Genomic DNA, 24,769 nt, shown 5'->3' with positions numbered 1-24,769 from the left:
ATGGCGGGCACGGTCGTCACCTTCTACTCGTTCAAGGGCGGTGTCGGGCGCAGCTTCGCGCTGAGCAACGTCGCGATCCTGCTGGCGCGATGGGGTTACCGCGTCCTCACCGTCGACTGGGACCTGGAGGCGCCGGGCCTGCCCGCGTACTTCAAGCCACTGCTGGCGTCCCCGCCCACCACCGGCATCATCGACCTCGTCGACGACTTCGCCACGGGCGCGCAGAAACCGTCGGCCGCCTACATCACCGAACTGGTGCTCGACGAGCCGGGCGTGGTGCACCTGCTCGCCGCGGGCGGTCAGCAGGACGAGGACTACGCGCGGCGCGTGCAGAGCATCGACTGGGCCGCCCTGTACAACCAGGGTTTCGCCGACGCACTCGAGCTGTGCCGGGCGGACTGGACCGAGACCTACGACTTCGTACTGATCGACAGCAGAACGGGTTTCGCCGACATCGCGAGCATCTGCACCGCGCACCTGCCCGACCACCTGGTGGTGCTGTTCACCGCGAACGACCAGAGCGTCACCGGCGCGGTCGACGTGGTGCGCCGCGCCGACCGCGCCCGCGACCGAATGCCCTACGACCGACCGCAACTGACCGCACTGCCGGTGCTGTCCAGGTTCGACGACCGCGTCGAGTACGAGCGGGCGGACTCCTGGCACAAGAAGTGCGCCGAGCTGACCACGCCCTTGTTCCAGAACTGGCTGGTGCGGAACGTGCAGCCGTCGCTCATGTTGCGACACCTCACTCTGCCGTATGTGTCGTACTGGAGCTTCGGCGAGCAGCTCCCGGTGCTCGCCGAGCGGGTGCCGTCGGCGAGTCAGATCGCGTACGCACTGGAGACGATCGCGGCGGTGGTGGCGCATCGGCTGGACCGCAGCGACCTGCTGGCGGACAACCGGGACGCGTTCGTGGCCGCCGCGCAGGGCCAGACCCGCGACTTCCCCGTCGACCTCCTGGTGAGCACGCCGCGCTCGACGCACGAGCAGGCGGCGGCACTCGTCCACGAGTTGCGCGCGATGGGGGTGAAGGCGGAGAGCTCGTTGTCCGGTGACGTGGACTTCCTGGCCCACGCACAGGATTCCGCGCGCCACCTGTGCCTGGTCATCGACGGGCAGGTGAGCCGATGGCAGACCGCGGAGGCCGAGTGGTTCCTGCGCAGGACCCTCGCCGCCGACGCCGACCGCCGCCTGTTCCCGGTGCTGACGTCGGCCACGAACCCCGTGCTGCTGCCGGGTTTCCTGCGCAATCTGCGGCACCTGGAACTGAGCCCCCGCCACGGCACCCGGGCGGTGGCGGCGAAGCTGCACTCGGAACTGGCAGGAAGCGACGCGGTTGCGCCGGTGAGCACCAGCCAGGTGTACGCGGACGCCGCGGCAACCCTCGAACAGACCAGAACGACGCTGCTCCCCTACACGGGCTGGCACGCGGTCGAACGCATCGTGCGCGCCATGGAGAACGCCACCCGCGACGGCAACGCCGACCGGATGCGCGACCTGATCGCCGAACTGGAGATCGCCATCGCCCGCCGCTCCGACAACGGCCGCGTCGCGATCCCCGGCAACGTCGCGGACCTGGCCACAACCGTGCTCAGCAGACTCGGTTGGCGAATAAGGAAATGAGTACCAGATGAACGATCGGCTCACCAGTCAGGACATTTCCGCGTTGTTCACCCTCATGGCGGTGGCCCGCGAGATCGACAACACGGAACTGGAGAAGGTCACCGGCATCCGCATCACCGGCGACGTCCGCAAGCGCCTCAACGGTCTCGGTCTCGTCGACAGCACCCGCACGGGCAACAAGCCGTACGTCCACGATCTCACCGACAAGGGCTGGGTCCGCTGCCGCTACGAACTCAAGGCACAACGCCCGTCGCGGCCGGGCTACTACGGCTACGCGTTCTTCGCGGTGCTCAACGGTCTCGACCGGTACCTGGGCCGGGAGCGCCGGGAACTCGCCGACGTGTTCCAGCCGGAGGCCGGCGACGACGCGGAAGGCCTCGAGACGCAGATCCGGCTCGCCTACCGCAAGCTCGCGCCCCGGCCAGGCGAACCAGTACACCTGGCCAGACTGCGCCCGTTGCTGAACGGTGCGGCGAAGGACGACGTGGACGCTGTGCTGAAGACGCTGGGCCGCCAGCAGGTCGTGACGCTCACGCCCAACCCCAATGGCAAGGACGTCACAGCCGAGGACCGGGACGCGGCGGTGCGGATCGGCGGTGACGAGAACCACATGATCGCGATCGAGGAGTCATGACCCAGGACGCGAGAGAGGCTCTCGCATCACTCAGGTTCAACTGGGCGGAAACCCCCGACGACGTCTGGAGTACCTCCCCCTACCACGTCGACGGCATCCACCAGGAGGCAGAACAGGCGGTCCGCGCAGGCATCAAGGACGCGGTCGGCAGCAACGGCCCCAGTCCCATCGGGATCGTGCTGCGGGGCCAGAAGGGCGTCGGCAAGACCCACCTCCTCGGCTGGGTCCGTCGCGAGGTGCAGGGCCAGGGCGGGTACTTCTTCCTGGTGGCACTCAGCACGGGCACAGTGTTCTGGTCCGACGTCGTGCAGCACGTCCTGTCCGGTCTCATGAAGACGGACGACGACGGCGAACGCCAGCTGACGCGATTCCTGCGCAGCCTCTGCTCATTGACCGGCACGCCGGACTCCGTGGCGAACGCGATCGTCGGCGACACCAGCGTTTCCGCCGACGACCTCGACGCCTTCGTCACCGATCTGTTCCGCCTGGACCGCGCGGTCGGCAAGAAGTGCGCGGACACCGCGCGGGCGCTGGTGCTGTACGCGTCGTCGGACATGAAGAAGTCCGAGATCGGTGAGGACTACTTCGACGGGTTCGACGAGCCGGAGCGAGAGGCGCGGGACAAGTGGGGCATCCGCCCCACGCTCAAGCCCGTGCACGAGATCGCACAAGAGATCTTCCAGCTACTGGCACTCACCGGGGCGAGCGTTATCGCCGTCGACCAGCTCGACACCCTCGTGGCCCGGGCGACCGACAAACCGCTCCAGTCAGACGACGACCCGAAGCTCGCGGGCGAGCTGTCGCTGATCGCGGACGGTTTGATGCAGCTGCGGGAACGCACCCGGCGCACGCTCTCGCTCGTGGCCTGCCTACCGTACTCGTGGCACCTGCTCAGCGAGAAGGCCGTCGACTCGGTGTCCGACCGGTTCCGCACCACCAAGCACCTCGACCGGATCATCGACCCCGAGCGTGGCCGTGAGTTCGTGCGGAAGTGGCTGGGCGTGCCGTACGCGAAGATCGGGTTCACGCCCCCGCACCCGACGTGGCCAGTGTCGCCCACCGCGTTCGAGACGTGGGACACCTACCGGGCGCGGGAGCTGCTCAAGCGCATCGACGCGCACGTCGAGTCCTGCCTGCGTGGCGAAATCCACGAGCTGAAGTCGTTCGACGCCGAGGTCGAGGTGTTGCCCACGCAGCCGACCGGTCCGGAACCGGCGTACTTCGCCGAGCTGGACAAGAGGTTCGCCCAGCTGCGGGCCGAGGTCGACGTGTCGACGCCGCTCGACGAGCACACCGAGGACCGGGTGATGCCCGCGTACCTGTCGGCGGCGCTGCGGTCGTGGATCACCGAGGTCGGCAACGACGACATGGTGTGGAAGGCCGAACCGCCACCGGAGGGGAAGTCTGTGGTGCACGCGGCGATCCGCCGCACCCTCGACGAGGAGTACGACATCGAGGAGCACTGGGCCTTCCGCGCCATCGCCGCGAGGCACCATCTCTCCGCGCTGCACCGGATCCGCAACGCACGTTCGGCGGCCGGGGTGCGCGCGACGGCCGACAACCGCCACCTCGTCCTGATCCGCAACAAGCCATGGTCGCCAGGTACCAAGACACAGCAGGAGCTGGCCGAGTTCCAAGCGAAGGGCGGCAAGGACGTCCGGATCAGCGAGGACGACCTCCGCACATTCGGCGCGCTGACCGAGATGCTCACCACCCAGAGCTACGACCTGCGCGAATGGCTGGTGTCCCGCAAACCGGCGAGCAGTTCGACCCTCCTGGCCGACCTCCTCCCGACCACCCCACCCGAACGCCGCTTCCCGTGGCCGGCCGCCGACCCCGACACCCGCGAGTCCAACCCGCACGACCCGCATGTCCAACCGGCACAGCCCACGAGTTCGACCGGGACCAACGGCAGCAGTCACACCAACGGACGCCACGCCGTCCAGACGCTGCCACAGCCGCCCGAATCGCCGCCCCTCACGGTCCAGGCGGCCACCACACTCCATACCGGCACCCAGCGCCCCGCCACACCCACATCCCAGGCGCTCCCACCCTCCGCCACCACGATCACGCTCGGCGTGGACCAGTCCGTCTCGATCGAGCTGGAGTCGTTGCGCAAGCACGCCGTGGTGTTCGCCGGGTCGGGGTCCGGCAAGACCGTGCTCATCCGGCGCATCGTCGAGGAGTGCGCACTGCGTGGCGTCTCCGCGATCGTGCTCGACCCCAACAACGACCTCGCCCGGCTCGGGGACCCGTGGCCGTCGCCACCGGCGGACTGGGCGGCCGGGGACGCCGAGGCGGCAGGCGACTACCTCGACAACACCGACGTCGTGGTCTGGACGCCCGGCAGGGCGAGCGGGCGGCCGCTCAGCTTCCACCCGCTGCCCGACTTCGCCGGTGTGCTCGACGACGAGGACGAGTTCACCGCCGCGGTCGAGGTGGCCGTCGCCGCGCTGGCGCCGCACGCGAAGGTCACCGGCGCAGCCAACAAGGCGGTCCGCGGCAAGGCGGTGCTGCGCGAAGCACTCACCCACTACGCCCGCAAGGGCTCGCGCGGCATGCTCGGTTTCATCGACCTGCTCACCGACCTGCCAGACGGGGTGAGCCGTCTCGGCAGCGGGCACCCGATCGCCGCCGACCTCGCCGAGAACCTCAAGGCCGCGATGGTCAACGACCCGCTCTTCGCGGGTGCCGGTGAGCCCGCGGACCCGGCCGTGCTGTTCACCCCGGCACCCGGCAAGCGCGCCCGCGTTTCGGTGATCAGCTTCATCGGGCTGCCCGCCGACGAGCAGAAGCAGGCGTTTGTCAACCAGCTGCAGATGGAGATCTTCGCGTGGATCAAACGAAACCCGGCGGGTGACCGGCCGCTCGGCGGGCTGCTCGTGATGGACGAGGCCCAGACGCTGGCCCCGTCCGGCGGGGTCACCGCCAGCACGCGCAGCACGATCGTCCTCGCGTCGCAGGCACGCAAGTACGGGCTCGGGCTCCTGTTCGCCACGCAGGCGCCGAAGGGCCTGCACAACCAGATCACCGGCAACGCGACAACGCAGTTCTTCGGCCGCCTGAACAGCCCGGCGCAGATCGCCGCCGCGAACGAGATGGCCAGGGCGAAGGGCACCACGCTCGACGACATCTCGGGGCTGAACCGCGGCCAGTTCTACGTCACCGGCGACACGTTCGCGTTCCGCCGCATGCGGTCACCGCTGTGCCTGACCCACCACCCGGCGAGCCCGCTGCGCATCGAGGAGGTGCTGGAACGAGCCAGGAACAGTCAGCCGTGATTGGTTAGTCTCTGGCCATGGCTGACGAGCTGGTGCACTACGCGGTCGACAAGGGCGTTGCCAGGATCACCCTGGACTCGCCGCACAACCGGAACGCCCTGTCCGCGCAGTTGCGGCGCGAGTTGCGGGACCACCTGGCCGCGGCGGCGGGCGACGACGCCGTCCGGGTGGTTCTGCTCGACCACACCGGGCCGGTGTTCTGCGCGGGGATGGACCTCAAGGAGGCCGGGGACCCGAGCTCCAGCACCGCAGGGGTGAACGAGTTCCCCGAGATCCTCACACAGATCTGGACCAGTGCGAAGCCCGTCGTCGCGAAGCTGGCCGGGCCCGCGCGGGCCGGGGGCGTCGGGATCGTGGCCGCGGCCGACATCGCGGTGGCGCTCGACTCCGCCACGTTCGCGTTCACCGAGGTCAGGCTGGGTCTGGTGCCCGCGGTCATCTCCGTGACCGTGCTGCCCCGGCTGGTGCCGCGGGCCGCGCACGAGCTGTTCCTCACCGGGGAGAAGTTCGACGCGGCGCGGGCCGTCGAGATCGGGTTGCTCAACTCCTCGGTGCCCGCCGACGCGCTGGACGCCGAGGTCGACCGGTACACCGGCATGCTCGCCCTCGGTGGGCCCACCGCGCTCGCCGCGACCAAGACGATGCTGCGGCGTGCCCGTGCCGCCGACATGGCCGACGACTTCGCCGAGATGCTGACGCTGTCCGCCGGGTTCTTCGCGGGTGCGGAGGGGCAGGAGGGCATCCGGGCGTTCGCCGAGAAGCGGCCCGCGAAGTGGGTCCCTAACGGGTGATGTCGACCCGCACGAACGACTCGTAGTGATCGGCCGTGTAGTAGACCTCGTCCGCGTCGCCGGTCACCAGTCGGCGCGCCCCCCGGTCGTCGCTGCCGGGGGTCTCGACCGTGTACTCGTGGTAGTAGCCGCGGTCCTGGTCCGGCAACAGGCCCTCGCGGTTGCCGAAGACCTTGCCGTCGTCCTCGGGGTACGGGAACGGGCCGCCCTCCTCGATCAGCCGCCACGTGTCCCCGGCCTCCGGCGGCAGCTCGGTCAGCGCGCGTTCCGGCACACCGGACACGGGCGGCGGCTGCTGCTCGCCGGTCAGCTGGGACTGCGTGAACCAGCCCGCGAGCACCAGTACGACCAGCCCGACCAGCGCGATCGTGATGCGTCTTGATGACCCCACGGGTCTCACCCTATGGAGTCACCGCGAGGACGAGTCGACCAGATCCGTGCTGTGCTCGCCGTCGGGCTCGGTGCCGATCGGCTCCTCGTCCCCGGGCGCGGGGCCGAACCAGGTGGACGCGTGGTCCACGACGCGGTCGATCGCCCAGGCCACGACCACGCAGAACGGACCGAGCAGCACCATCACGAGAGCGAACTGGAACGGGAACGCGAGGCCGGACACCCACAGCTCCACACCGTTCCACCACTCCGCCACCATGACCACGAGAGTAGACCTGCACCACTTCACCGGGCCGCCGGATGCCCCGACCGGTTAACGTTGGCGACCATGTTCGCCGTATACGCAGCAGAACCGAACCCGGAGAACCCGCTCGACGCGTTGCGGGTCGGCGAGCGACCGGAACCCGAGGTCCCCGACGGCTGGGTGACCGTCTCGGTGCGCGCGGGCAGCCTCAACATGCACGACCTGTGGACGTTGCGGGGCGTTGGCATCAAGCCCGACCGGTTCCCGATGATCCTCGGCTGCGACGGCGCCGGCGTCCTCGACGACGGGACCGAGGTCGTCATCCACAGCGTGATCGGCGACACATCCCACGGGGACGAGACGTTCGACCCGAAGCGCAGCCTGCTCACCGAGCGGTACCAGGGCACGTTCGCGGACAAGGTCGTCGTGCCGGCACGCAACGTCCTGCCCAAGCCCGCGTCGCTGTCGTTCGCCGAGGCCGCGTGCATGGGCACGGCGTGGCTGACCGCGTACCGGATGATCTTCACCCGGTCCGGCATGCGACCCGGCCAGACCATGCTCGTGCAGGGCGCGTCCGGCGGCGTGTCGACCGCGCTGGTCACGCTGGGCAAGGCCGCGGGCATGCGGGTGTGGGTGACCGGCCGGACCGAGGAGAAGCGCGCGCTCGCGATGTCGCTCGGCGCCGACGCGGCGTTCGAGTCCGGCGCGCGGCTGCCCGAGCGGGCGGACGCCGTGTTCGAAACGGTCGGCAAGGCCACCTGGGCGCACACGATGAAGTCGGTGAAGCCCGGTGGCGCGGTCGTCGTATCCGGCTCCACCAGCGGGCCCGACCCGAGTGCCGACCTTCAGCGGCTGTTCTTCATGCAGATCCGCGTGGTTGGCTCGACCATGGGTAACAAGGAAGAACTCGCCGACCTGCTGGCGTTCTGCGACCTGAAGGGGCTGCGGCCGGCGATCGGCACCGAACTGCCCATGACCGACGCGAAGGACGGGTTCGAGCAGATGCTGGCCGGAGAAACCGCGGGCAAGATCGTCTTCACCCGATGAAGCGCACATTCACCCTCGACGACGCCATCCAGGTCGCACGCCGTGCGCACGAAGGCCAGCTCGACAAGTCGGGCAGGCCCTACATCGCGCACCCGCTGCGGGTGATGGGGGCGCTGCGCGACGAGCAGGAGCGGATGGCGGCGGTGCTGCACGACGTCGTCGAGGACACCACGGTGTCCCTCGACGACCTGCACGCGGCGGGCTGCCCGAAGCCGGTGCTGGAGGCGCTCGACGCGATCAGCAAGCGCCAGGACGAGGACCAGCAGACGTACCTGGCGCGGGTCGCGGCCAACCCGATCGCGCTGGCGGTGAAGCGGGCCGACATCGCGGACAACATGTCCCCGGACCGCATGTCCCGCCTCGACAAGGCGACGCAGGAACGGCTGCTCGCCAAGTACACCTCAGCGCTGCGCCAGCTGGGCGCCTAACGACTTCGGGGCGATGGTGCGGTAGGCGTCCTCGACGACCTCACCGACCTCGTCCCAGTCGACCGGCACGTCGAGGTACACCCCGAGCCACCCCCGGTGCCCGACGTACGGTGGCCGGAAGTACCGCGTGTCGTCGACCAGCTCCTCCTGTGCCCCTGGCGGCGCGGCGCACCAGAACCCGACCCGGTCGTCATGGTGCCGGTCGGAGAACATCACGAACATCCGCCTGCGCACGAACCAGGCAGGCTCACCGTGGCTGACCTTCTCGGTCACCTCCGGCAACGCCGTGCACAACGCCCGCACCCGCGCGATCACATCATCCATGCCCCCGACGGTAACCCGCCCGTCTTGGACGAAAGTGACCTACGAGGCGAGCGTGCCGAGCAACTCCCTCGGCACGATCCGCACCGGGAACGGCCGCTCCACCGACAGAACGTCACTGTCCTTCACCTCGGCGGCCTGCTCGTAGCGGCCGTCGACCAGCTCGAACACGACAATGCTCGGCGCCTGCGGATCCACCACCCAGTAAGACGGCACGCCCATCCGCTCGTAGGCCGCCTTCTTGTTGTTCAGGTCGTTGATCACACTGCTCGGCAACAACACCTCGACCGCCAGTACCGGCGCTGCCGACAGCAGCTTCTCGGTGAGGTCCTCCTCACGAGCCACCAACACATCCGGCTGCAGCTCAGTCGTCGAAGTCATCCGAACGGCAAACGGCGCCGGAAACACATGCAGCCCATTCGGGCAAACGGCGTTGAGCGCGACAGCGAGCTGAAACAAGATCTTCTGATGGCGTGTACCAGGTGCCGGGCTCACGACCAGCATCCCGTCGATGAGCTCGTAGCGGTTCCCGTCATCGGGCATGGCCTCCAGGTCGTCCACGGTGAATGGGCGACCCTGCGGAATGCCAGCTGAGCGCGTCGCGGTCATGACACTCATGGTGCCCCCCCCTTTCTCGTCGGCGCCAAGTAGAGCACAGAGCACCGAAAGAATCACGAAGGGTGACGACCGAGCAGGTCCGTCAGCACGATGCGGACCGGGAACGGGTCCTCGGTCTCGTAGGGTTCCTCCGCGACGACCTCGGCGGCCAGCTCGTAGCACTCGGCCACCAGCTCGTACACCAGCAGCGAGGGACGGGCCGGGTCGAGAACCCAGTAGTGCGGCACGCCCATGCGCTCGTAGGCGGCCTTCTTGTTGTTGAGGTCGTTGATGGCGCTGCTCGCGTCGGCGACCTCGACGACCAGCTCCGGCGCGTCGAGCACGACCTCGCCGTCGATGTCGGAGTCCCACGCGACCTGCACGTCCGGGCGCAGCTCGGTGTCGGGCGCCGGGCGGACCACGTACGGCGGCCACAGCACGGCGAACTCGTCCGGGCAGGTGTCGTCGAGCAACTCGCCGAGGCGCAGCAGTGCCCGCTGGTGCCGTCGGCCGGGCGGTGGGCTGACGAACAGCACACCGTCGATCAGCTCGTAGGTGTTGCCGTCGTCCGGCATGAACTCGAGATCGTCCACCGTGAACGGCCGCCCCATGCCGCTCATGGTGCACTGCCCGTGTGCACAACACCATCCTCAGCGCGGCGGGCGCACTGATCCGTGACGAACAGGGCCGGATCCTGCTGCTCGAGCCGACGTACAAGGACCACTGGGAGATCCCCGGCGGCATCATCGAGCTCGGCGAAACCCCGTCGCAGGGCTGTGCGCGCGAGCTCACCGAAGAACTGGGCCTGGTCCGCGAACCCGGCCCGCTGCTGGTCGTCGACTGGGCCCCGCACCCAAAGCTGGGCGACCGGGTGCTGTTCGTGTTCGACGGCGGCACGCTCACCGAGAGTGAGATCGCGGCGATCCACCTCCAGGCCGAGGAACTGCGGTCGTACGCGTTCCTCCCGCCGGACGAGGCCTTCGACCGGCTGATTCCCCGGCTGGAGCGGCGCATGCGGGCGGCCGTGCGCGCACAGGAGACCGGGCGGACCGGGTACCTGGAGCACGGAGTCGCACACAGCGGGTAGTCCTACTCATTTCGGGTGGCCGCCGAATCCGAACGCGGACGAGCGACGTCCGAGGAGCCATGCAGGAGCTGATCCACCGGGCCACCCGCGGCGACGAGCAAGCCTGGCACGAACTCGTGAACCGGCACGCGGCCGTCATCTGGTCGGTGACACGGGCCCATCGGCTACGGGGCGCCGACGCCGCCGACGCGTCACAGAACACGTGGGCGGCGCTGGCCGAACACCTGCCGAGGCTGCGCGACCCCGACCGCCTCGCAGGCTGGCTCGCGACCACGGCCCGGCGCGAGTGCCTGCGCATCCTGCTGCAGGGACGGCGCGAGATCCCACTCGACGAGATCGAGGTCGAGACGTGGGAGGAACCGGCGGTGTTCCGCACGGTGCGGGACAAGCTGTTGTGGGAGGCGTTCGCGACGCTCCCCGCACGGTGCAGGCAGCTGCTCGGGCTGCTGGCGCACGCACCGGAGATGACGTACGTGCAGCTCAGCCGGGCGCTGGGGATCAAGGTCAACAGCATCGGCCAGACGAGGGGCCGCTGCCTGGACGTGCTGCGCCGCAGGCTGACGATCATGGGCGGAGGCCCCGAATGAAGTACAGCCGTACCGATCTGCGCCTGCTGGCCGCACTGGCGTCGTTGCTGCGGCGGGTGGACCCGGTGCCGCCGGAGGTCATGGCCGACGCGGTGGCGGCGGGCCTGCACCTGACCAGCAACCGCGAACCCCGCCTGACGACGTGGCAACTGGACGTGGCATGGCTGATACCGGAGAGCCCGGTGTAGCGACCACCGCCCATGGCCCTGAAAGACGCTTTCGGGACACTCGCTGTCCCAAAAGCGTCTTTCAGGGCACGCACCCGCGCATCGGCCGGGAGCTACTACTTCTTCTTCTTGTCCGTGGGCTCGTCGGTGGAGAGGGCGGCGACGAAGGCTTCCTGGGGGACCTCGACGCGGCCCACCATCTTCATGCGCTTCTTGCCTTCCTTCTGCTTCTCCAGCAGCTTGCGCTTACGGGTGATGTCACCGCCGTAGCACTTGGCCAGCACGTCCTTGCGCATCGCGCGCACGGTCTCCCGTGCGATGACCCGCGCCCCGATGGCCGCCTGGATCGGGACCTCGAACTGTTGCCGCGGAATGAGTTCCCGCAGCTTCGAGGCCATCTTCGTGCCGTAGCCGTACGCGGCCTCGCGGTGGCAGATCGCCGAGAACGCGTCCACCGGCTCGCCTTGCAGGAGGATGTCGACCTTCACCAGGTCGGCCCGCTGCTCGCCCGCCGGCTCGTAGTCCAGCGACGCGTAGCCGCGGGTGCGGGACTTCAGCGTGTCGAAGAAGTCGAAGATGATCTCGCCGAGCGGCATGGTGTAGCGCAGCTCGACGCGGTCGCTCGACAGATAGTCCATGCCGCCGAGCTGGCCGCGCCTCGACTGGCACAGCTCCATGATCGCGCCGATGTAGTCGCTCGGGGCGATGATCGAGGTCTTCACCACCGGCTCGTACACCTCGGCGATCTTGCCCTCCGGCCAGTCCGACGGGTTGGTCACCGTCCCGTCGGTGCCGTCGTCCAGGACCACCCGGTACACCACGTTGGGTGCGGTCGAGATCAGGTCGATGCCCGCCTCGCGTTCGAGGCGCTCCCGCACGATCTCCAGGTGCAGCAGTCCGAGGAAGCCGCAGCGGAAGCCGAACCCGAGCGCGGCGGACGTCTCCGGCTCGTAGGTCAGCGCCGCGTCGTTGAGCCGCAGCTTGTCCAGCGACTCACGCAGGTCCGCGTAGTCGGAGCCGTCGACCGGGTACAGCCCCGAGTAGACCATCGGCCTCGGCTCGCGGTAGCCGGCGAGTGGCTGCGCCGCGCCGCGCCGCTCGCTCGTCACGGTGTCGCCGACCTTGGACTGGCGCACGTCCTTCACGCCCGTGATCAGGTAGCCGACCTCACCGACGCCGAGCCCGGCGCTGGGCTTGGGCTCCGGGGAGATGATGCCGACCTCGAGCAGTTCGTGCGTCGCGCCGGTCGACATCATCTTGATGCGCTGGCGGGGGGTGATCTTGCCGTCCACCACCCTGATGTAGGTGACGACGCCGCGGTAGGTGTCGTACACCGAGTCGAAGATCATCGCGCGGGGCGGCGCCTCGTCGACGCCCTGCGGCGCGGGCACCAGCCGGACGATCTCGTTCAGCAGCTCCCGCACCCCGAGACCGGTCTTCGCCGAGACGCGCATCACGTCCGATGGCTCGCAGCCGACGATGTGCGCCAGCTCCTCGGAGTACTTCTCCGGGTCCGCGGCGGGCAGGTCGATCTTGTTGAGGACGGGGATGATCGTGAGGTCGTTCTCCATCGCGAGGTAGAGGTTCGCGAGGGTCTGCGCCTCGATCCCCTGCGCGGCGTCGACCAGCAGGACCGCGCCCTCGCACGCCTCTAGCGCACGCGACACCTCGTAGGTGAAGTCGACGTGGCCCGGTGTGTCGATCATGTGCAGCACGTGGTCCTGACCACCGACCTCCCACGGCAGGCGCACGTTCTGCGCCTTGATCGTGATGCCGCGTTCGCGCTCGATGTCCATGCGGTCCAGGTACTGGGCCCGCATCGCGCGCTCCTCGACCACGCCGGTGAACTGCAGCATCCGGTCGGCAAGGGTCGACTTGCCGTGGTCGATGTGCGCGATGATGCAGAAGTTTCTGATCTGCTCGGGGTTCGTGAACGTCGTGTCGGCGAAAGTGGTCACTCAGGTTCCTCGCGGTGTCTACGGATACGACACATCGTCCCATGTGCCCCGGAACCGCCTGCGTCCTCGTTCGGCGAACCAGGTCGAACTGTAGTGCCATCGTAGGTCAACGCCGTGCCCGGCGACCGGGAGCTGCCCGCGGCGACCGGCTGGTTCAGCGCACCGGCAGCACCAGCGGGGCACCGGAGCGCGGGTGGGCGATCACCTCGACCTCGCGGTGGTAGACCTCGGTCAGCAGCTCGCCCGTGAGCACCTCGCCCGGCGGGCCGCACGCACGCAGCCGCCCGTCGGCGACAACGGCGACCCGGTCGGCGTGGGCCGCGGCGAGGTTCAGGTCGTGCAGCACGGCCAGCACCCCGCACCCGTCGGCGGCGCGGGCGGCGGCCACGGACAGCACGAGGTCCTGGTGCCGCAGGTCCAGCGCCGCGGTCGGTTCGTCGAGCAGCAGCACGGGGGTGCGCTGCGCCAGCACGCGCGCGAGCGCGACCCGTGCCCGCTCGCCACCGGACAGCGTCCCGAACGTGCGGGAGGCGAACTCGGTCACCTCGGTCACGGCCATGGCCTCGGCGACGGCCCGCTCGTCCTGCCCCGCCGACGACGTGCGGGCCCACGGCGCCCGGCCCATCGCCACCACCTGCGCGACGGTGAACGGGAACGCGACCGCCGTGTGCTGGGGCAGCACGGACCGCCGCAGCGCCAGCTCTCCCGGCCGCCACCGCCCGGCGGGCCGCCCGTCGACCACGACCGACCCCGACACCGGCGGCAGGTCCCCCGCGAGCACGCTCACGAGCGTCGACTTGCCCGCCCCGTTGGGCCCGACGACCGCGACGACCTCCCCGGCCGACAGCGTGAGCGACACGTCGTCCAGCACGGTCCGCCCGCCACGGGCCGCCGACACCCCAGCCAGTTCCGCCAGCATCACGCCCACCCGCCCTGCCTGCTCCTGGTCCTGCGCAGCAGCCAGAAGAAGAACGGCCCGCCGACGAGCGACGTGAGCATCCCCAGCGGCAGCTCGGCGTTCTCGACCGCCGTGCGCGCCAGCAGGTCCGCGCTCACCAGCACCAGCGCGCCACCCACCGCGCTGGCCGCCACCAGCAGCCGGTGCGCGGGCCCGGCGACCATCCGGATCACGTGCGGCACCACCAGCCCGACGAACCCCACGATGCCCGCGAACGCGGTTCCGGCGCCCACGAGCAGCGCGACCGCGACGACCACCACGAGCCGCAGCCGTTCGACGTGCACGCCGAGGTGCCGTGCCGGTCCCTCCCCCAGCGCGAGCAGGTCGAGCCTGCCAGCCACGACAGCCGCGATCACCAGACCGCCCACCGCGAGCGGTGTCACCGCGGCGACCGCGGACCCGGTGGCGCCGTTGAGACTGCCGAGCTGCCAGAACACGATCTGCTCACGTGCCTGCGGGTCGGCGACGTAGGTGAGGAACGCGATGACGCCGAACGCGAACGCGTTGACCGCGATCCCGGTCAGCACCAGCGTGACCACCTCGGTCCGCCCGCCGGACCTGGCGAGCGCGTACACGAGCAGCGTGGTCACGAGCCCGCCGGTGAACGCGGCGACCGCGATCGTCAGGTTCCCGAACACGCTCACACCGAGCACGATCACCGTGCACGCGCCGACCGCGGCCCCCGACGACACCCCCACGACCGCGGGTTCGGCGAGCGGGTTGCCGAACACGCCCTGCAGCAACGCGCCCGCGACCGCGAGGCACGCGCCGACGACCACCGCCAGCGCGACCCTCGGGAACCGCACTGCCCACAACGCGTTGTCGCCCTGCGGGTGCGTCGGCAGCGGCCCGAGGTCGAGCCCGACGCCGTGCAGGAACGACCCCAGCACCTCAAGCGGCGGGATCGCGACCTGGCCGCTGCCCGCCGCGACGAGCACCATCACCAGCAACGCCGCCGCGAGCACGACGAGCAGCGACCACCCGGCGACCCGCCGCCTGGTCTCAACGACCGCCATACAGCACCGTCGCCAGCGCCGTGATGGTCCTGCCCACGCGCGGTCCGAAGCTCAGCAGGTCGGTGTCGTCGACGTCGACGATCCGCTTCGCCTGCCCGGCCGGGGTCTGCCCGACACCGGGGATCCGCAGCAGGCCGTCGACCCCGCCGACGGACGCCAGCCCCTTGGACAGCACCAGGATCACGTCCGGCGCCGCGTTCATCAGCCCCTCGCTGGTGATCGGCACGAACGGTTTGTCCAGCCCGATGTCGGTGCCGACGTCGACCCCGCCGACCGCCGCGATCATCGCGTCCGCGCCGGAACCGGGCCCGGCCATCAGGTACACGCCCGCCGAGCCACGCACGTAGAGGAAGGTCACCCTCGGTGGGACCGCGCCGTCCGGCGCGAGGTCGCGGGCGGCGGCGATCTCCCTGTCGACGGACGCGACGAGCGCGTCGCCCGCCGGCGGCACGCCCAGCGCCCGCGCCACCGCGCGGATGTGGTCCGGGACGCCGTCGAGCGTCCGTTGTGGATCGAAGAACACCACGGGGATCCCTGCGGTGCGCAACTGCTGCTGCACCTCGGGCGGGCCGATGCTGGTGTCGGTGAGCACGACCGTCGGGTCGAGGTCGAGGATGGCCTCCGCGTTCAGGTCGTGCCCGCCGGAGGTCACCACCGGCACGTGCGCCGCACTCGCGAACCCGGTCGACGAGTCGCGCCCGACGACCCGGTCGCCGAGGCCGAGGCTGAACACGATCTCGCCGAGCGTGCCGTACAGGTCGACGGCCACGATCCGGTCCACATCGGACACCGTGACGTCGACGCCGTCCTGCGAGCGGACGGTCACCGGCAGGTCCGGTACCGGGTCCTCGACGACCGGGTGCACGTCGTCGTCGGCGATCTTCGCGGTCGCCGGGCCGGACAACGCGAGTGCGCCCGGCTCACCACCCGTGCCACCGGCACTCGCCCCGCCGCAGCCCGCGACGAGCAGCAGCGCCGCGAGCAGGATCAGCGGTCGCACGAGCCGGTCCACCCGACACCGAGCGCCTTGCCGAGGTCGTCGAAAACGCCGCGGTTGAGCCGGAACGCCTCGTTGGCCTCGGCGACGAGGTTGGTGCGCTCCCCGGTGTCCCACGGCGCGGTGTCGATCAGCGCGCGGTAGTCGTCCTTGAACACCTTGGGTTTCGCGATGTCGTCGAAGAGGTAGAACCGCACGCCGTCCCCGGTGAGGCCGTAGATCGTGCGCAGCTTCGACCGGATGATCTGCCCGCCGGACAGGTCGCCGAGGTAACGGGTGTAGTGGTGGGCGACGAACGCGCTGCGAGACGAGAAACACACCGCCCGCAGGCGGTCGACGTACCGCTGGGTCGCGGGCAGCGGCGCGAGCGCGGACCGCCACCGCGGCCCGCACAGCCACGCGAGGTCCGCCTCCAGCGCGGGACCCCGCACGAGCGCGTCCGAGACGAACGGGCCGACGACGGGGTCGCCGCGCCACCGCTCACCTGCTTCTTCGAGGACTGAGTAGAAGAGGTAGCTCTGCTGGAGCAGTGCCGCGTAGGCCTGCCGGTCCAGCCGACCGTCCATCAACGCGGTCACGAACGGCGACGACTCGGTCCGTTCGTGCTCGTCGCGGGTCGCGTCCCGTAACCGGACTGAGAGGCGTTCCACCTCAAGATCGGTCATTGTCACCCGTTCTCCCGGAAGTTAGGCTGCCCTCAGTAAAGCGAGCCTAACCTAAGGACAAGTGAGTCCTCCAGTGCCAAGTGGACGAACCATCGGCGTGCTGGCCGTCACCGCGGCGGCCATGCTCGCGTGCGCGCAGCCCGCGGCGGCCGCGCCGGGCATCACCGTCTCCGAGCCGAACGGCCTCGACCCGGCCGGTGACTCGATCACCGTGAGCGGTTCCGGCTTCGACGTGACCAAGGGCATCTACGTCGCGGTCTGCGTCGACAACGGGCCCGGGCAGGTGCCGACACCGTGTCTGGGCGGGGTGGACACGAGCGGCAGCGGCGGTGGCTCGGCGTGGATCTCGTCGAACCCGCCGAGCTACGGCCAGGGCCTCGCCACGCCCTACGGGCCGGGCGGCAGCTTCACGGTGACGCTGTCGGTGTCGGCGCGGGACCCGGTGACCGGCACGGACTGCACGCGGGTCGTGTGCTCGGTCGTGACACGCGCCGACCACACGCGCACTGGCGACCGTTCGCAGGACGCGCGTGTGCGCCTGACGTTCGGGCAGCCCGCACCACCACCGGCGCCGACGACCACCACGACCGCGGCGCCACCACCTCCGCCCCCGACCACGACGTCGACGACGACGACGACCACAACGACGACCACAACGACAACCACGACGACCACGGTCGCGCCGACCACGACCACGGAAGCCGCCGTCGCCAACACCGCGGCGGAGGAACCGGACCGGACCGGCTGGTGGCTGGGCGCGGGAGCCGCCGCGCTCCTCGCGGCCGCCGCCGTGCTCGCGCTCCGCGTGCGCAGGAACCGCCGAACCGACTGACCCACCCCACCACGGAGCTGTCCTTCCCGATTCCCCACAAGGAGCAGGCAGCCCCCATGACCATGCGATCCAGACCGATCGCCGGCGCGCTCGTCACAGCGCTCGGCGCGCTGGGCATCCTCGCCGGAACGGCACAGGCCGAAGCGGCGAGCGTGTCCGGCGGACACCTCGACTGGGGCCTGAAGCAGTCGTTCCGCAACTACATCAGCGGACCGATCGCCCACGGCACCATCACCGCGAGCGACGGCGCCACGAAGAACGCGGACGGCACGTTCCGCTTCTCCCCGGCCGCCGGCGACGTCGACGCGGACGGAGACACCGCGGGCCTGGCGTTCACCGGCAAGGTCGAGTTCACCGGCCACGACAGCGGTTCCGGTCCGCTGCTGTACCTGACGATCGAGGACGTGCGCGTCACGTTCACCGGCAGCGGCGGCACCCTCGTCGCCGACGTGGTCAGCAAGTCGCTGGCCTCCGGTGAGCTGGCGACCTACGACGACGTCGAGTTCGCGACGCTGGCCGCCACCGACCTGGCGGCCGGGAGCGACACGGTCACCGCGACCGGCGTCGCCGCCACCCTGACCGAGGCGGGCGCGCCCGCGTTCGCCGACTTCTACGCACCGGGCACCGCGCTGGACCCGCTGTCGTTCTCGGTGACCACCGCACCGAGTCCGGTGTGGACACCCGCCGTCTCGGTGAGCAGGACCACCGGTCTCGACCCCGACGGCGAGACGATCACGGTGACGGGCAGCGGTTTCGACCCGGCCGCGAACGCCGGCACCCGCCCGCCGCTGGCCGGGCAGCCCACCGGCGTGTACCTGGTGTTCGCGAAGGTCGCCGACCCGTGGCGGCCGTCGGAGGGCGCGCCGTCGTCCGCGCGGACCGTGCTCGACCAGAAGTGGGTGCTGCCCTCGGCGTCCATGGCGATCCTCGACCCGTCCGGCACGAACCCGGACTACGTCGAGCTGAGGCCCGACGGCACGTTCACCGGCACACTCGACGTGACCGACGAGGACTGCACCCCGGAAACGTGCGGTGTGCTCACCTATGCCGCCGGTGGTGCCGTCAACGCCGCGCACGAGCTGTTCACGGCACTGACGTTCGCGACGACGCCGACCGAACCCACCGAGCCGACCGACCCGTCCGAGCCGTCGACGCCGGTCGACCCCGGCACCGGGGTCACCGGGGCCCGGCTGGAGTGGGGTCTGAAGGAGTCGTTCCGCAACTACATCAGCGGGCCCATCGCCCACGGGTCGTGGACGCTGCAGGGCGTGACCGGCAACGGCCCGTTCGTGTGGGAGGACCTGACCACGGGCACCGAGGAGCACGTCGACTTCGCGGGCAGCGTGCACTTCACCGGCCATGACGGCCTGCTCGACCTGACGATCTCGCAGCCGCGGGTGCGGTTCGCGAACGGTGCCGCCGAACTTCTGCTCGACGTGCGCAGCAAGGGCCTGGAGAACCCGGGCGAGTACGTGGAGCTGGACGACGCCGTGTTCGCCACGCTCACGCCCGGCACCCCGACCGTCCAGAACGGACTCATCACCTACCCGGCGATGCCCGCGGTGCTGACCGAGCAGGGCGCGTCGGGCTTCGCGGGCTTCTACCCGGCGGGCACCGAGCTGGACCCGGTGACCGTCACGATCGCACTCGACGGCGCGACGCTGCCGCCCGCCGGAAGTGGCGGTGGCGGCGGTGGTCCGGTGCACACGCCGACCACCCCGGTCGCGCAGAACCTGGCCGACACGGGCGTGAACGTGAGCATGCTGGTCGCCATCAGCCTGACGATGGTGCTCACCGGTGCCACGCTTGTGTTGCTGCGCAGGCGAGTCAGGACCTGAGCACCCTCGCGGCGGCCCGCGCGGAGCGGGTCGCCGCGAGGTGGGCCACGCCGCCGGACACCCCTCGGCCCGGCCGTCATGGCCCCGCCGGGCCCCTCCTCACTCGAACAGGCCCACGACCTGGTCGTACGCGAGGTAGGCGAACAACGCGACACACGCCACCAGGACCGTGTTCGAGACCCAGCCCGACCGGCCGGCCGCGCCCACCCTGCGCGAGTTGAGCAGCACCAGCAGCGTGCCCGCGAGGAACGGCATGAACAACGCGCCGAGCGCGCCGTACACGACCGTGAGCTGGAAGGGCTGGTCGAGGAACAGCAGGAACATCGGCGGGAACGTCAGCCACAGCACGTACCCCCGGTACGCGCGGCTGCCCTCCAGCCGGCGGTACTCCACCTTCTCGTCCGCCGCGCCCTCCGGCGCGCGCAGCGTGCGCCACCAGTCGGCGAACAGCAGGCTCACGCCGTTCCACACGCCGATCAACGACGTGAACGACACCGCGAAGAAACCGACGAGGAACGGGATCCTGGCCCACTCGCCGTAGTCGGCTGCCAGGGTGTCGCCGAGGTTCAGGAGTCCCTTGTCACCGGTGACGACCTCGTGGCCGGCCAGCAGCTCCGCGCCGACGATCAGCATCGCGACCACGAACACGCCGGTCGTGACATAGCCGATCGCGTTGTCGGTGCGCATCATCGGCAGCCACGTCGGGCCGCGCCAGCCCTTCGCGATCGTCCAGTAGCCGTACGCGGCCATCGTGATCGTGCCGCCGACCCCGCCGACGAGACCGAGGACGTACACGAGCGAACCGTCGGGCAGCCGCGGCACGAGCCCCCACGCGACGTCACCGATGCTCGGGGTCACGAGGACCGCGGTGCCGACCACGGTCACGAACATGACCCCGACGAGCACGGTCATGACCTTCTCGAGCACCGCGTACCGGCCGAACCAGACGAGGGCGAACCCGGCGAGGCCGCACAGCATCGCCCAGTAGCGCACCGACAGGACCGGGAACAGCGCGTTCAGCGGCAGCCCGGACGCCGACATCGCGGTGGCGCCGTACACAAAGCCCCACACCGCGGCGTACGCGCCGAAGTACCACAGCGCCCACTTGCCGAGCGTGCGCCAGCCGGACAGGATGGTCTGCCCGGACGTGAGGTGCCAGCGCCCGACGGCCTCACCGAGCGCGAGCTTGAACGCGGTGCCGATCACCACCGCCCACAGGAGTGTGTACCCGTACTTGGATCCGGCGACCATCGTCGCCACCAGGTCCCCAGCGCCGACGCCGGTGGCGGCGGCCATGACGCCGGGACCGATCTGCTTGAGCCGGGCCCGCCAGTCCGCTGGCGCGGCCACCACGTTGTGGTCCACTTCACTCGACATGCCGGGACCGTAACCTCGGTGCACAACCGGACCCGCGAGACTTAACGCTCGCTTAGGAAAAGGGGGCGGCAGTGAAGGTCCTGGTCGTCGAGGACGACGACGGCGTCGCGAACGCGGTCGTCGGTGCCCTCGGCGCGCACGGGCACCTGACCGAGCGGCTCACCCGAGGCGAGGACGCACTGAGGAGCCACCACGACGCCGACCTGGTGCTGCTCGACCTCGGCCTGCCCGACGTGGACGGTCTTGAGGTGCTGCGCAAGCTGCGGCGGGTGGCGACCACCCCGGTGATCGTGCTGACCGCGCGGGGCGACGAGCGTTCCGTGGTCCGCGGCCTGCACCTGGGCGCGGACGACTACCTGGTCAAGCCGGTCCGGCTCGCGGAGCTGCTGGCCCGCATCCACGCGGTCACCCGCCGCGCGGCACCCGCCGGGGAGCCCGCCGTGGTGCGGGTGCGGGACCTGGTGATCGACCTGGACGCGCGGCGGGTCGGCACGGAACACGGCGAGATCGAGCTGACGGCCAAGGAGTTCGACATCCTCGCGGTGCTGGCGCGCAACCACGGTGTCGCGGTGAGCAGGCAGCGGCTGCTGGACGAGGTGTGGGGCGACGCGTACCTGGCGGTGTCCCGGTCGCTGGACGTGCACCTGACCGGCCTGCGTGCCAAGCTCGGCCGCCCGGGGCTGGTGGCGACGATCCGCGGCTTCGGCTTCCGGCTGGAGGAGTAGGTCCTTGCGGCGGCGGTTGTTGCTGGTGCTGCTGGCGTTCGCGGTGGTCGCGGTCGCCGGGTTCGCGGTGCCGTTGCTGCTGACGACCGCGGCCAACCGGACCCAGCAGTTCGTGCTGTCCCGCACGGCCGACACGGCCCGGTTCGCCGCGCTGGCACAGGAGAACCGCGCCCACCTGGTCACCGAGGTCCGTGCGCACACGACCCTGTACGGCGACGACGTGGTGGTCGTGGACGCCCGCCGCCGGGTCGTGGTGGAGGCGGGGATGCTGGCCACGGACCCCGACGTGGCGGCGGCGATCGACGCGGCGTTGCGCAACCAGCCGAGGCAGGCGCCCGGCGAGCTGCGCCCGTGGTCGGATGGCAGCGTGCTGTTCACGCAGCCGGTCGGCACGGGGACGAGCGTGTCGGGTGCCGTGGTGCTGCGGTCGCCGGTGGCGCGGGCCGTGGCCGACATCCGGTTCCGCTGGGCGGTGGTGCTGTTCGCGGCGCTGGTCGCCGCGGTCGCGTGTGTGCTGCTGGTGCTGCGGATCGCGCGCTGGCTGCTGCGGCCGGTGGCGCAGCTGGCGGACGGGGTGCACGCGGTGGCGGCCGGCCGCGAACGCACCCATGTCGACGTCGGTACCGGCCCGCCGGAGCTGCGTGGGCTGGCGGAACAGTTCAACCAGATGTCCGACGCGCTCGCCGAGTCGGCTGGCAGGCAACGGCAGCTGGTCGCGGACGCGTCACACCAGCTCCGCAACCCCTTGGCGGCGCTGCGGTTGCGCATCGACACGCTCGCCGCCGCCGACCCCGCCCACGACCCGGTGGTCCGCGAACTTGACCGGCTGGAAGCGTTGCTGGACGGCATGTTGACGCTCGCGTCGGCGGACAGCAAGGCGACGGACCTGGCCGCGTCGGCCACGGACCCCCGCTGCGACGCGGCGACCGTGCTGGCCGACCGGGTCGAGGCGTGGCAGCGGGCAGCGGACACGGCGGGCGTGCGCCTGGCGGGCGAGATCCCGGCGGCGCTTCCCGTGCGCTGCGCGGAACCGGAGCTGGCGCAGGTGCTGGACGTCGTGCTGGACAACGCCATCAAGTACGCGGGCACGGGCGCGACGGTCCGCTGGACGTGCCGCCGCACCGGCGCGGCGACGACGCTGACCATCGACGACGACGGCCCCGGGGTACCGGAGGAGCACCTACAGCGGCTCACGGAACGTTTCTGGCGCGCGCCGACCGCCGCCCCCGGCTCCGGGCTCGGCCTGGCGATCGCGGAACGCCTGACCACCGCCCACGGCGGCGGGCTCACGGTCCGGACCGGCGACCGCGGTGGCCTGGCCGTGGACATCACCCTGCGGACGGCACCATGACCTGTGGACAACCCGGCCCCACGCCACCGAAGATGTCGCCCCCTTCCGGTAACGTCGAACCCGGGGGCCGGAGGCCGACCCGCCGCACGTTCCTCACCCTCGCCACCGCATTCCTCGCCACCGCGTGCACCAGCGGTCCACAACAGACACTCCGGGTCGCGGCGGGCGAACCAGGCGGCTTCTACAAGGAGTTCGCCGACCTGCTGGCGGGTGAGCTGCCCGCGACCGTCCTGTCCACCACCGGCTCCGTCGCCAACCTCGGCCTCGTCCGCGACGGCGGGGCCGACCTCGCGCTCACCCTCGCCGACGCGGCGGCCGCCGCCTACGCGGGCCGCGCCCCCTTCACCACCCCCGTGCCACTGCGCGCGATCGGCCGCGTCTACGAGAACTACATGCAGTTGGTCGTCCCCGCCGACAGTCCGGCCCGGTCGGTCGCCGATCTCGCGGGCCGTCGGCTCTCGTTGGGGGCGGAAGGTTCCGGCGCGGCGCTGTTCGGCGACCGGTTGCTGGCGCGGAGCGGCGTCACCGCGACCGTCGACCACAACCCCCTCGCCGAGGCTGTCGCGGAGCTGGCGGAGGGCGGTGTCGACGCCATCCTGTGGTCGGGCGGCGTGCCCACCCCGGCGATCGCGGAGCTGCACCGCCGCCGCCCGATCCGGCTGATCGACCTCACCGACCAGCTCGCCGCGCTGCAGTCCGCGCACGGCCCGGTGTACGAACGGGTCGCGGTCCCCGACGGCGGCTACGGCCACCCGGTCGACACCATCGGCGTGCCGAACCTGCTGGTCACCCACCGCGACCTGCCCGACGACGTCGCCGCCGCGGTGGCCGGTGTGCTCGTCACGCGCGCGTCCCGGCTGGTGCCGCCGCAGGCGCTCGGCACCCAGTACCTCGACCAGCGCTCACTCATCGCGACCGCGCCACTGCCGATGCACCCCGGCGCGGCGACGGCCTACCGGGACCTGCGCGGGTGACGCACGCCCGAGGTTGCTCTCTCCGCCGGCACGAACCACTCAGGCGACCGCGATCGCCGCCACCCCCGCGAGGACGATCACCGCCCCGGACAGGCGGCGGACGGGGTTCGGCTCGCCCAGCAGCAACCAGGCCCCGAGGCTCCCGGCCACGATGGACAGCTCCCTGGCCGGCGCCACCATGCTGACCGGCGCCAGCCGCATCGCGAAGAGCACCAGCACGTAGGCGAGCGGCGAGAGCACGGCGACGGCGAGCACGGCCGCGCGGTGCTCGCGCCAGATCCGTCCCACGGCGTCGCGCCGCGCCAGCGCGTAGGGGGCGAGGAGCACGGTCTCCACGAGCGCGGAACCACACATGAGGAGCACCGGCGGCACGGCGAGCGCGGTGACGGCGTGCGCGTCCCAGAGCGTGTACGTGGCGATCAGCGTGCCCGTGGCGAGCCCGTACCCCACGCCGGGGCCGGTCCCGAGCCCTCCGATGATGAAGACCCCGGCGACCACGGCCGCGGCCCCGGCGAGCGCCACGAGCCCGGGCCGCTCACCGAGCAGCCAGACGGCGGCCACGACGGACAGGAGCGGCCCGGTCCCCCGCGCGAGCGGGTACACCACGGACAGGTCACCGACCCGGTAACCCCGCTGCAGCAACACGAAGTACCCGAGGTGGACGACACCGCTGACGGCGAAGGCGAGCCACCATGAGGCCGCCATGCCGTCCCGCCACACGATCACGACGGTGACCGGCAGCAGGAAGATCCCGCTCCAGGCCGCGCCGAGCCACACGAACAGCGCGCCGCCGTCGGGCACCCGCTTGGCGAAGATGTTCCACCCGGCGTGCGCGACCGCCGCGCTGAGGACGAGCACGATCGCTACCGGGTGCACCACCC

The 24,769-nt window shown here is 70.9% G+C and carries 26 protein-coding genes; 14 read left to right on the top strand and 12 right to left on the bottom strand.

The annotated features are described in order from the left end of the window. From ACFPCV_RS32980 to ACFPCV_RS32965, 4 genes are read left to right on the top strand one after another with little or no spacing between them, the layout of a single operon-like run. The gene (locus ACFPCV_RS32980; RefSeq protein WP_378060770.1) at positions 1-1,623 is read left to right on the top strand and encodes a CATRA system-associated protein; all 1,623 of its coding nucleotides are present in this window, start codon (positions 1-3) and stop codon (positions 1,621-1,623) included. Between the two features lie 7 nt (positions 1,624-1,630). Further along, positions 1,631-2,257, top strand: a complete 627-nt coding sequence (locus tag ACFPCV_RS32975; protein ID WP_378060768.1) for a hypothetical protein — start codon at positions 1,631-1,633, stop codon at positions 2,255-2,257. Further along, entirely contained in the window at positions 2,254-5,538 is a 3,285-nt protein-coding gene (locus ACFPCV_RS32970; RefSeq protein ID WP_378060766.1) for an ATP-binding protein, read from the top strand. Before ACFPCV_RS32975 ends, ACFPCV_RS32970 begins: the two co-directional genes overlap by 4 nt. A 17-nt stretch (positions 5,539-5,555) precedes the next feature. After that, positions 5,556-6,329: an enoyl-CoA hydratase-related protein gene (locus ACFPCV_RS32965; RefSeq protein ID WP_378060764.1), complete on the top strand. Its 774-nt coding sequence runs from the start codon at positions 5,556-5,558 to the stop codon at positions 6,327-6,329. Here the strand turns inward: ACFPCV_RS32965 and ACFPCV_RS32960 are convergent. Next, positions 6,319-6,720, bottom strand: a complete 402-nt coding sequence (locus tag ACFPCV_RS32960; RefSeq protein WP_378060762.1) for a guanyl-specific ribonuclease — start codon at positions 6,718-6,720, stop codon at positions 6,319-6,321. The two genes, ACFPCV_RS32965 and ACFPCV_RS32960, sit on opposite strands and share 11 nt — an antisense overlap. Before the next feature lie 18 nt (positions 6,721-6,738). Further along, positions 6,739-6,978 (bottom strand): hypothetical protein, encoded by a 240-nt coding sequence (locus ACFPCV_RS32955; RefSeq protein ID WP_378060760.1) that lies wholly within the window; start codon positions 6,976-6,978, stop codon positions 6,739-6,741. A 69-nt stretch (positions 6,979-7,047) separates the two neighbouring features. Between ACFPCV_RS32955 and ACFPCV_RS32950 the strand changes: the two genes are divergently transcribed. Beyond that, positions 7,048-8,010: a zinc-binding dehydrogenase gene (locus ACFPCV_RS32950; protein ID WP_378060758.1), complete on the top strand. Its 963-nt coding sequence runs from the start codon at positions 7,048-7,050 to the stop codon at positions 8,008-8,010. Next, entirely contained in the window at positions 8,007-8,438 is a 432-nt protein-coding gene (locus tag ACFPCV_RS32945; RefSeq protein WP_378060756.1) for an HD domain-containing protein, read from the top strand. Before ACFPCV_RS32950 ends, ACFPCV_RS32945 begins: the two co-directional genes overlap by 4 nt. On the opposite strand, the gene ACFPCV_RS32940 is transcribed toward ACFPCV_RS32945, so the two are convergent. The 3 genes from ACFPCV_RS32940 to ACFPCV_RS32930 all read right to left on the bottom strand — a co-directional run bounded on the left by ACFPCV_RS32940 (position 8,412) and on the right by ACFPCV_RS32930 (position 9,967). Next, positions 8,412-8,762: an MmcQ/YjbR family DNA-binding protein gene (locus ACFPCV_RS32940; protein ID WP_378060754.1), complete on the bottom strand. Its 351-nt coding sequence runs from the start codon at positions 8,760-8,762 to the stop codon at positions 8,412-8,414. The two genes, ACFPCV_RS32945 and ACFPCV_RS32940, sit on opposite strands and share 27 nt — an antisense overlap. A gap of 39 nt (positions 8,763-8,801) precedes the next feature. Continuing rightward, positions 8,802-9,368 (bottom strand): Uma2 family endonuclease, encoded by a 567-nt coding sequence (locus ACFPCV_RS32935; RefSeq protein ID WP_465251578.1) that lies wholly within the window; start codon positions 9,366-9,368, stop codon positions 8,802-8,804. 62 nt (positions 9,369-9,430) lie between these two features. Further along, complete coding sequence (locus tag ACFPCV_RS32930) at positions 9,431-9,967, bottom strand: Uma2 family endonuclease (RefSeq protein WP_378060750.1); 537 nt, start codon at positions 9,965-9,967, stop codon at positions 9,431-9,433. Positions 9,968-9,990: 23 nt separating this feature from the next. Between ACFPCV_RS32930 and ACFPCV_RS32925 the strand changes: the two genes are divergently transcribed. From ACFPCV_RS32925 to ACFPCV_RS32915, 3 genes are read left to right on the top strand one after another with little or no spacing between them, the layout of a single operon-like run. After that, positions 9,991-10,443 carry an NUDIX domain-containing protein gene (locus tag ACFPCV_RS32925; RefSeq protein WP_378060748.1) on the top strand — a complete coding sequence of 151 codons (453 nt, stop codon included), beginning with the start codon at positions 9,991-9,993 and terminating at the stop codon, positions 10,441-10,443. A gap of 59 nt (positions 10,444-10,502) precedes the next feature. Then, a complete protein-coding gene (locus tag ACFPCV_RS32920) occupies positions 10,503-11,030 on the top strand; it encodes an RNA polymerase sigma factor (protein WP_378060746.1) in 528 nt (175 codons plus the stop codon). Continuing rightward, a complete protein-coding gene (locus ACFPCV_RS32915; RefSeq protein ID WP_378060744.1) occupies positions 11,027-11,218 on the top strand; it encodes a hypothetical protein in 192 nt (63 codons plus the stop codon). The genes ACFPCV_RS32920 and ACFPCV_RS32915 overlap by 4 nt, the downstream gene beginning before the upstream one ends. A gap of 95 nt (positions 11,219-11,313) precedes the next feature. On the opposite strand, the gene lepA is transcribed toward ACFPCV_RS32915, so the two are convergent. The 5 genes from lepA to ACFPCV_RS32890 all read right to left on the bottom strand — a co-directional run bounded on the left by lepA (position 11,314) and on the right by ACFPCV_RS32890 (position 16,791). Continuing rightward, positions 11,314-13,155, bottom strand: coding sequence for a translation elongation factor 4 (lepA, locus tag ACFPCV_RS32910; protein ID WP_378060742.1), 1,842 nt, complete (start codon positions 13,153-13,155; stop codon positions 11,314-11,316). Positions 13,156-13,309: 154 nt separating this feature from the next. Beyond that, entirely contained in the window at positions 13,310-14,074 is a 765-nt protein-coding gene (locus ACFPCV_RS32905) for a heme ABC transporter ATP-binding protein (RefSeq protein WP_378061180.1), read from the bottom strand. Continuing rightward, positions 14,074-15,129, bottom strand: a complete 1,056-nt coding sequence (locus ACFPCV_RS32900) for a FecCD family ABC transporter permease (RefSeq protein WP_378060740.1) — start codon at positions 15,127-15,129, stop codon at positions 14,074-14,076. The genes ACFPCV_RS32905 and ACFPCV_RS32900 overlap by 1 nt, the downstream gene beginning before the upstream one ends. Beyond that, complete coding sequence (locus ACFPCV_RS32895; protein WP_378060738.1) at positions 15,116-16,129, bottom strand: heme/hemin ABC transporter substrate-binding protein; 1,014 nt, start codon at positions 16,127-16,129, stop codon at positions 15,116-15,118. The genes ACFPCV_RS32900 and ACFPCV_RS32895 overlap by 14 nt, the downstream gene beginning before the upstream one ends. Then, positions 16,117-16,791, bottom strand: coding sequence for a biliverdin-producing heme oxygenase (locus ACFPCV_RS32890; RefSeq protein ID WP_378060736.1), 675 nt, complete (start codon positions 16,789-16,791; stop codon positions 16,117-16,119). Before ACFPCV_RS32890 ends, ACFPCV_RS32895 begins: the two co-directional genes overlap by 13 nt. A gap of 73 nt (positions 16,792-16,864) precedes the next feature. On the opposite strand from ACFPCV_RS32890, the gene ACFPCV_RS32885 reads away from it, so the two are divergent. Both ACFPCV_RS32885 and ACFPCV_RS32880 read left to right on the top strand, forming a co-directional pair. Then, the gene (locus ACFPCV_RS32885) at positions 16,865-17,623 is read left to right on the top strand and encodes a hypothetical protein (RefSeq protein WP_378060734.1); all 759 of its coding nucleotides are present in this window, start codon (positions 16,865-16,867) and stop codon (positions 17,621-17,623) included. Positions 17,624-17,679: 56 nt separating this feature from the next. Continuing rightward, positions 17,680-19,461 (top strand): HtaA domain-containing protein, encoded by a 1,782-nt coding sequence (locus ACFPCV_RS32880; RefSeq protein ID WP_378060732.1) that lies wholly within the window; start codon positions 17,680-17,682, stop codon positions 19,459-19,461. Positions 19,462-19,560: 99 nt separating this feature from the next. On the opposite strand, the gene ACFPCV_RS32875 is transcribed toward ACFPCV_RS32880, so the two are convergent. Further along, the gene (locus ACFPCV_RS32875) at positions 19,561-20,838 is read right to left on the bottom strand and encodes an Nramp family divalent metal transporter (RefSeq protein ID WP_378060730.1); all 1,278 of its coding nucleotides are present in this window, start codon (positions 20,836-20,838) and stop codon (positions 19,561-19,563) included. Positions 20,839-20,909: 71 nt separating this feature from the next. Here ACFPCV_RS32875 and ACFPCV_RS32870 point away from each other — a divergent pair, with 71 nt between their 5' ends. The 3 genes from ACFPCV_RS32870 to ACFPCV_RS32860 are packed head-to-tail and all read left to right on the top strand — an operon-like array spanning position 20,910 to position 23,888. Next, positions 20,910-21,563 carry a response regulator transcription factor gene (locus ACFPCV_RS32870; RefSeq protein WP_378060728.1) on the top strand — a complete coding sequence of 218 codons (654 nt, stop codon included), beginning with the start codon at positions 20,910-20,912 and terminating at the stop codon, positions 21,561-21,563. Between the two features lie 4 nt (positions 21,564-21,567). Then, the gene (locus tag ACFPCV_RS32865; protein ID WP_378060726.1) at positions 21,568-22,914 is read left to right on the top strand and encodes a sensor histidine kinase; all 1,347 of its coding nucleotides are present in this window, start codon (positions 21,568-21,570) and stop codon (positions 22,912-22,914) included. Positions 22,915-22,946: 32 nt separating this feature from the next. Beyond that, a complete protein-coding gene (locus ACFPCV_RS32860; RefSeq protein WP_378060724.1) occupies positions 22,947-23,888 on the top strand; it encodes a TAXI family TRAP transporter solute-binding subunit in 942 nt (313 codons plus the stop codon). 39 nt (positions 23,889-23,927) lie between these two features. Here ACFPCV_RS32860 and ACFPCV_RS32855 read toward each other — a convergent pair whose 3' ends face one another. After that, entirely contained in the window at positions 23,928-24,764 is an 837-nt protein-coding gene (locus ACFPCV_RS32855) for an EamA family transporter (protein WP_378060722.1), read from the bottom strand. Between the last annotated feature and the right edge of the window lie 5 nt (positions 24,765-24,769).

Origin of the sequence: Actinophytocola glycyrrhizae (assembly GCF_042653545.1) — a bacterium.
Classification (GTDB): domain Bacteria; phylum Actinomycetota; class Actinomycetes; order Mycobacteriales; family Pseudonocardiaceae; genus Actinophytocola; species Actinophytocola glycyrrhizae.
This window is presented reverse-complemented; position numbering and strand designations above follow the sequence as displayed.

Bases quoted from the DNA above. Each gene is read 5' to 3' on its own strand.
- ACFPCV_RS32860 (WP_378060724.1), top strand. From the start codon at position 22,947: ATGTCGCCCCCTTCCGGTAACGTCGAACCCGGGGGCCGGAGGCCGACC.
- ACFPCV_RS32935 (WP_465251578.1), bottom strand. From the start codon at position 9,368: ATGACCGCGACGCGCTCAGCTGGCATTCCGCAGGGTCGCCCATTCACC.
- ACFPCV_RS32940 (WP_378060754.1), bottom strand. From the start codon at position 8,762: ATGGATGATGTGATCGCGCGGGTGCGGGCGTTGTGCACGGCGTTGCCG.
- ACFPCV_RS32950 (WP_378060758.1), top strand. From the start codon at position 7,048: ATGTTCGCCGTATACGCAGCAGAACCGAACCCGGAGAACCCGCTCGAC.
- ACFPCV_RS32915 (WP_378060744.1), top strand. From the start codon at position 11,027: ATGAAGTACAGCCGTACCGATCTGCGCCTGCTGGCCGCACTGGCGTCG.
- ACFPCV_RS32905 (WP_378061180.1), bottom strand. From the start codon at position 14,074: ATGCTGGCGGAACTGGCTGGGGTGTCGGCGGCCCGTGGCGGGCGGACC.
- ACFPCV_RS32945 (WP_378060756.1), top strand. From the start codon at position 8,007: ATGAAGCGCACATTCACCCTCGACGACGCCATCCAGGTCGCACGCCGT.
- ACFPCV_RS32875 (WP_378060730.1), bottom strand. From the start codon at position 20,838: ATGTCGAGTGAAGTGGACCACAACGTGGTGGCCGCGCCAGCGGACTGG.
- ACFPCV_RS32965 (WP_378060764.1), top strand. From the start codon at position 5,556: ATGGCTGACGAGCTGGTGCACTACGCGGTCGACAAGGGCGTTGCCAGG.
- ACFPCV_RS32890 (WP_378060736.1), bottom strand. From the start codon at position 16,791: ATGACCGATCTTGAGGTGGAACGCCTCTCAGTCCGGTTACGGGACGCG.
- ACFPCV_RS32880 (WP_378060732.1), top strand. From the start codon at position 17,680: ATGACCATGCGATCCAGACCGATCGCCGGCGCGCTCGTCACAGCGCTC.
- ACFPCV_RS32930 (WP_378060750.1), bottom strand. From the start codon at position 9,967: ATGGGGCGGCCGTTCACGGTGGACGATCTCGAGTTCATGCCGGACGAC.
- ACFPCV_RS32980 (WP_378060770.1), top strand. From the start codon at position 1: ATGGCGGGCACGGTCGTCACCTTCTACTCGTTCAAGGGCGGTGTCGGG.
- ACFPCV_RS32920 (WP_378060746.1), top strand. From the start codon at position 10,503: ATGCAGGAGCTGATCCACCGGGCCACCCGCGGCGACGAGCAAGCCTGG.
- ACFPCV_RS32955 (WP_378060760.1), bottom strand. From the start codon at position 6,978: ATGGTGGCGGAGTGGTGGAACGGTGTGGAGCTGTGGGTGTCCGGCCTC.
- ACFPCV_RS32975 (WP_378060768.1), top strand. From the start codon at position 1,631: ATGAACGATCGGCTCACCAGTCAGGACATTTCCGCGTTGTTCACCCTC.
- ACFPCV_RS32900 (WP_378060740.1), bottom strand. From the start codon at position 15,129: ATGGCGGTCGTTGAGACCAGGCGGCGGGTCGCCGGGTGGTCGCTGCTC.
- ACFPCV_RS32970 (WP_378060766.1), top strand. From the start codon at position 2,254: ATGACCCAGGACGCGAGAGAGGCTCTCGCATCACTCAGGTTCAACTGG.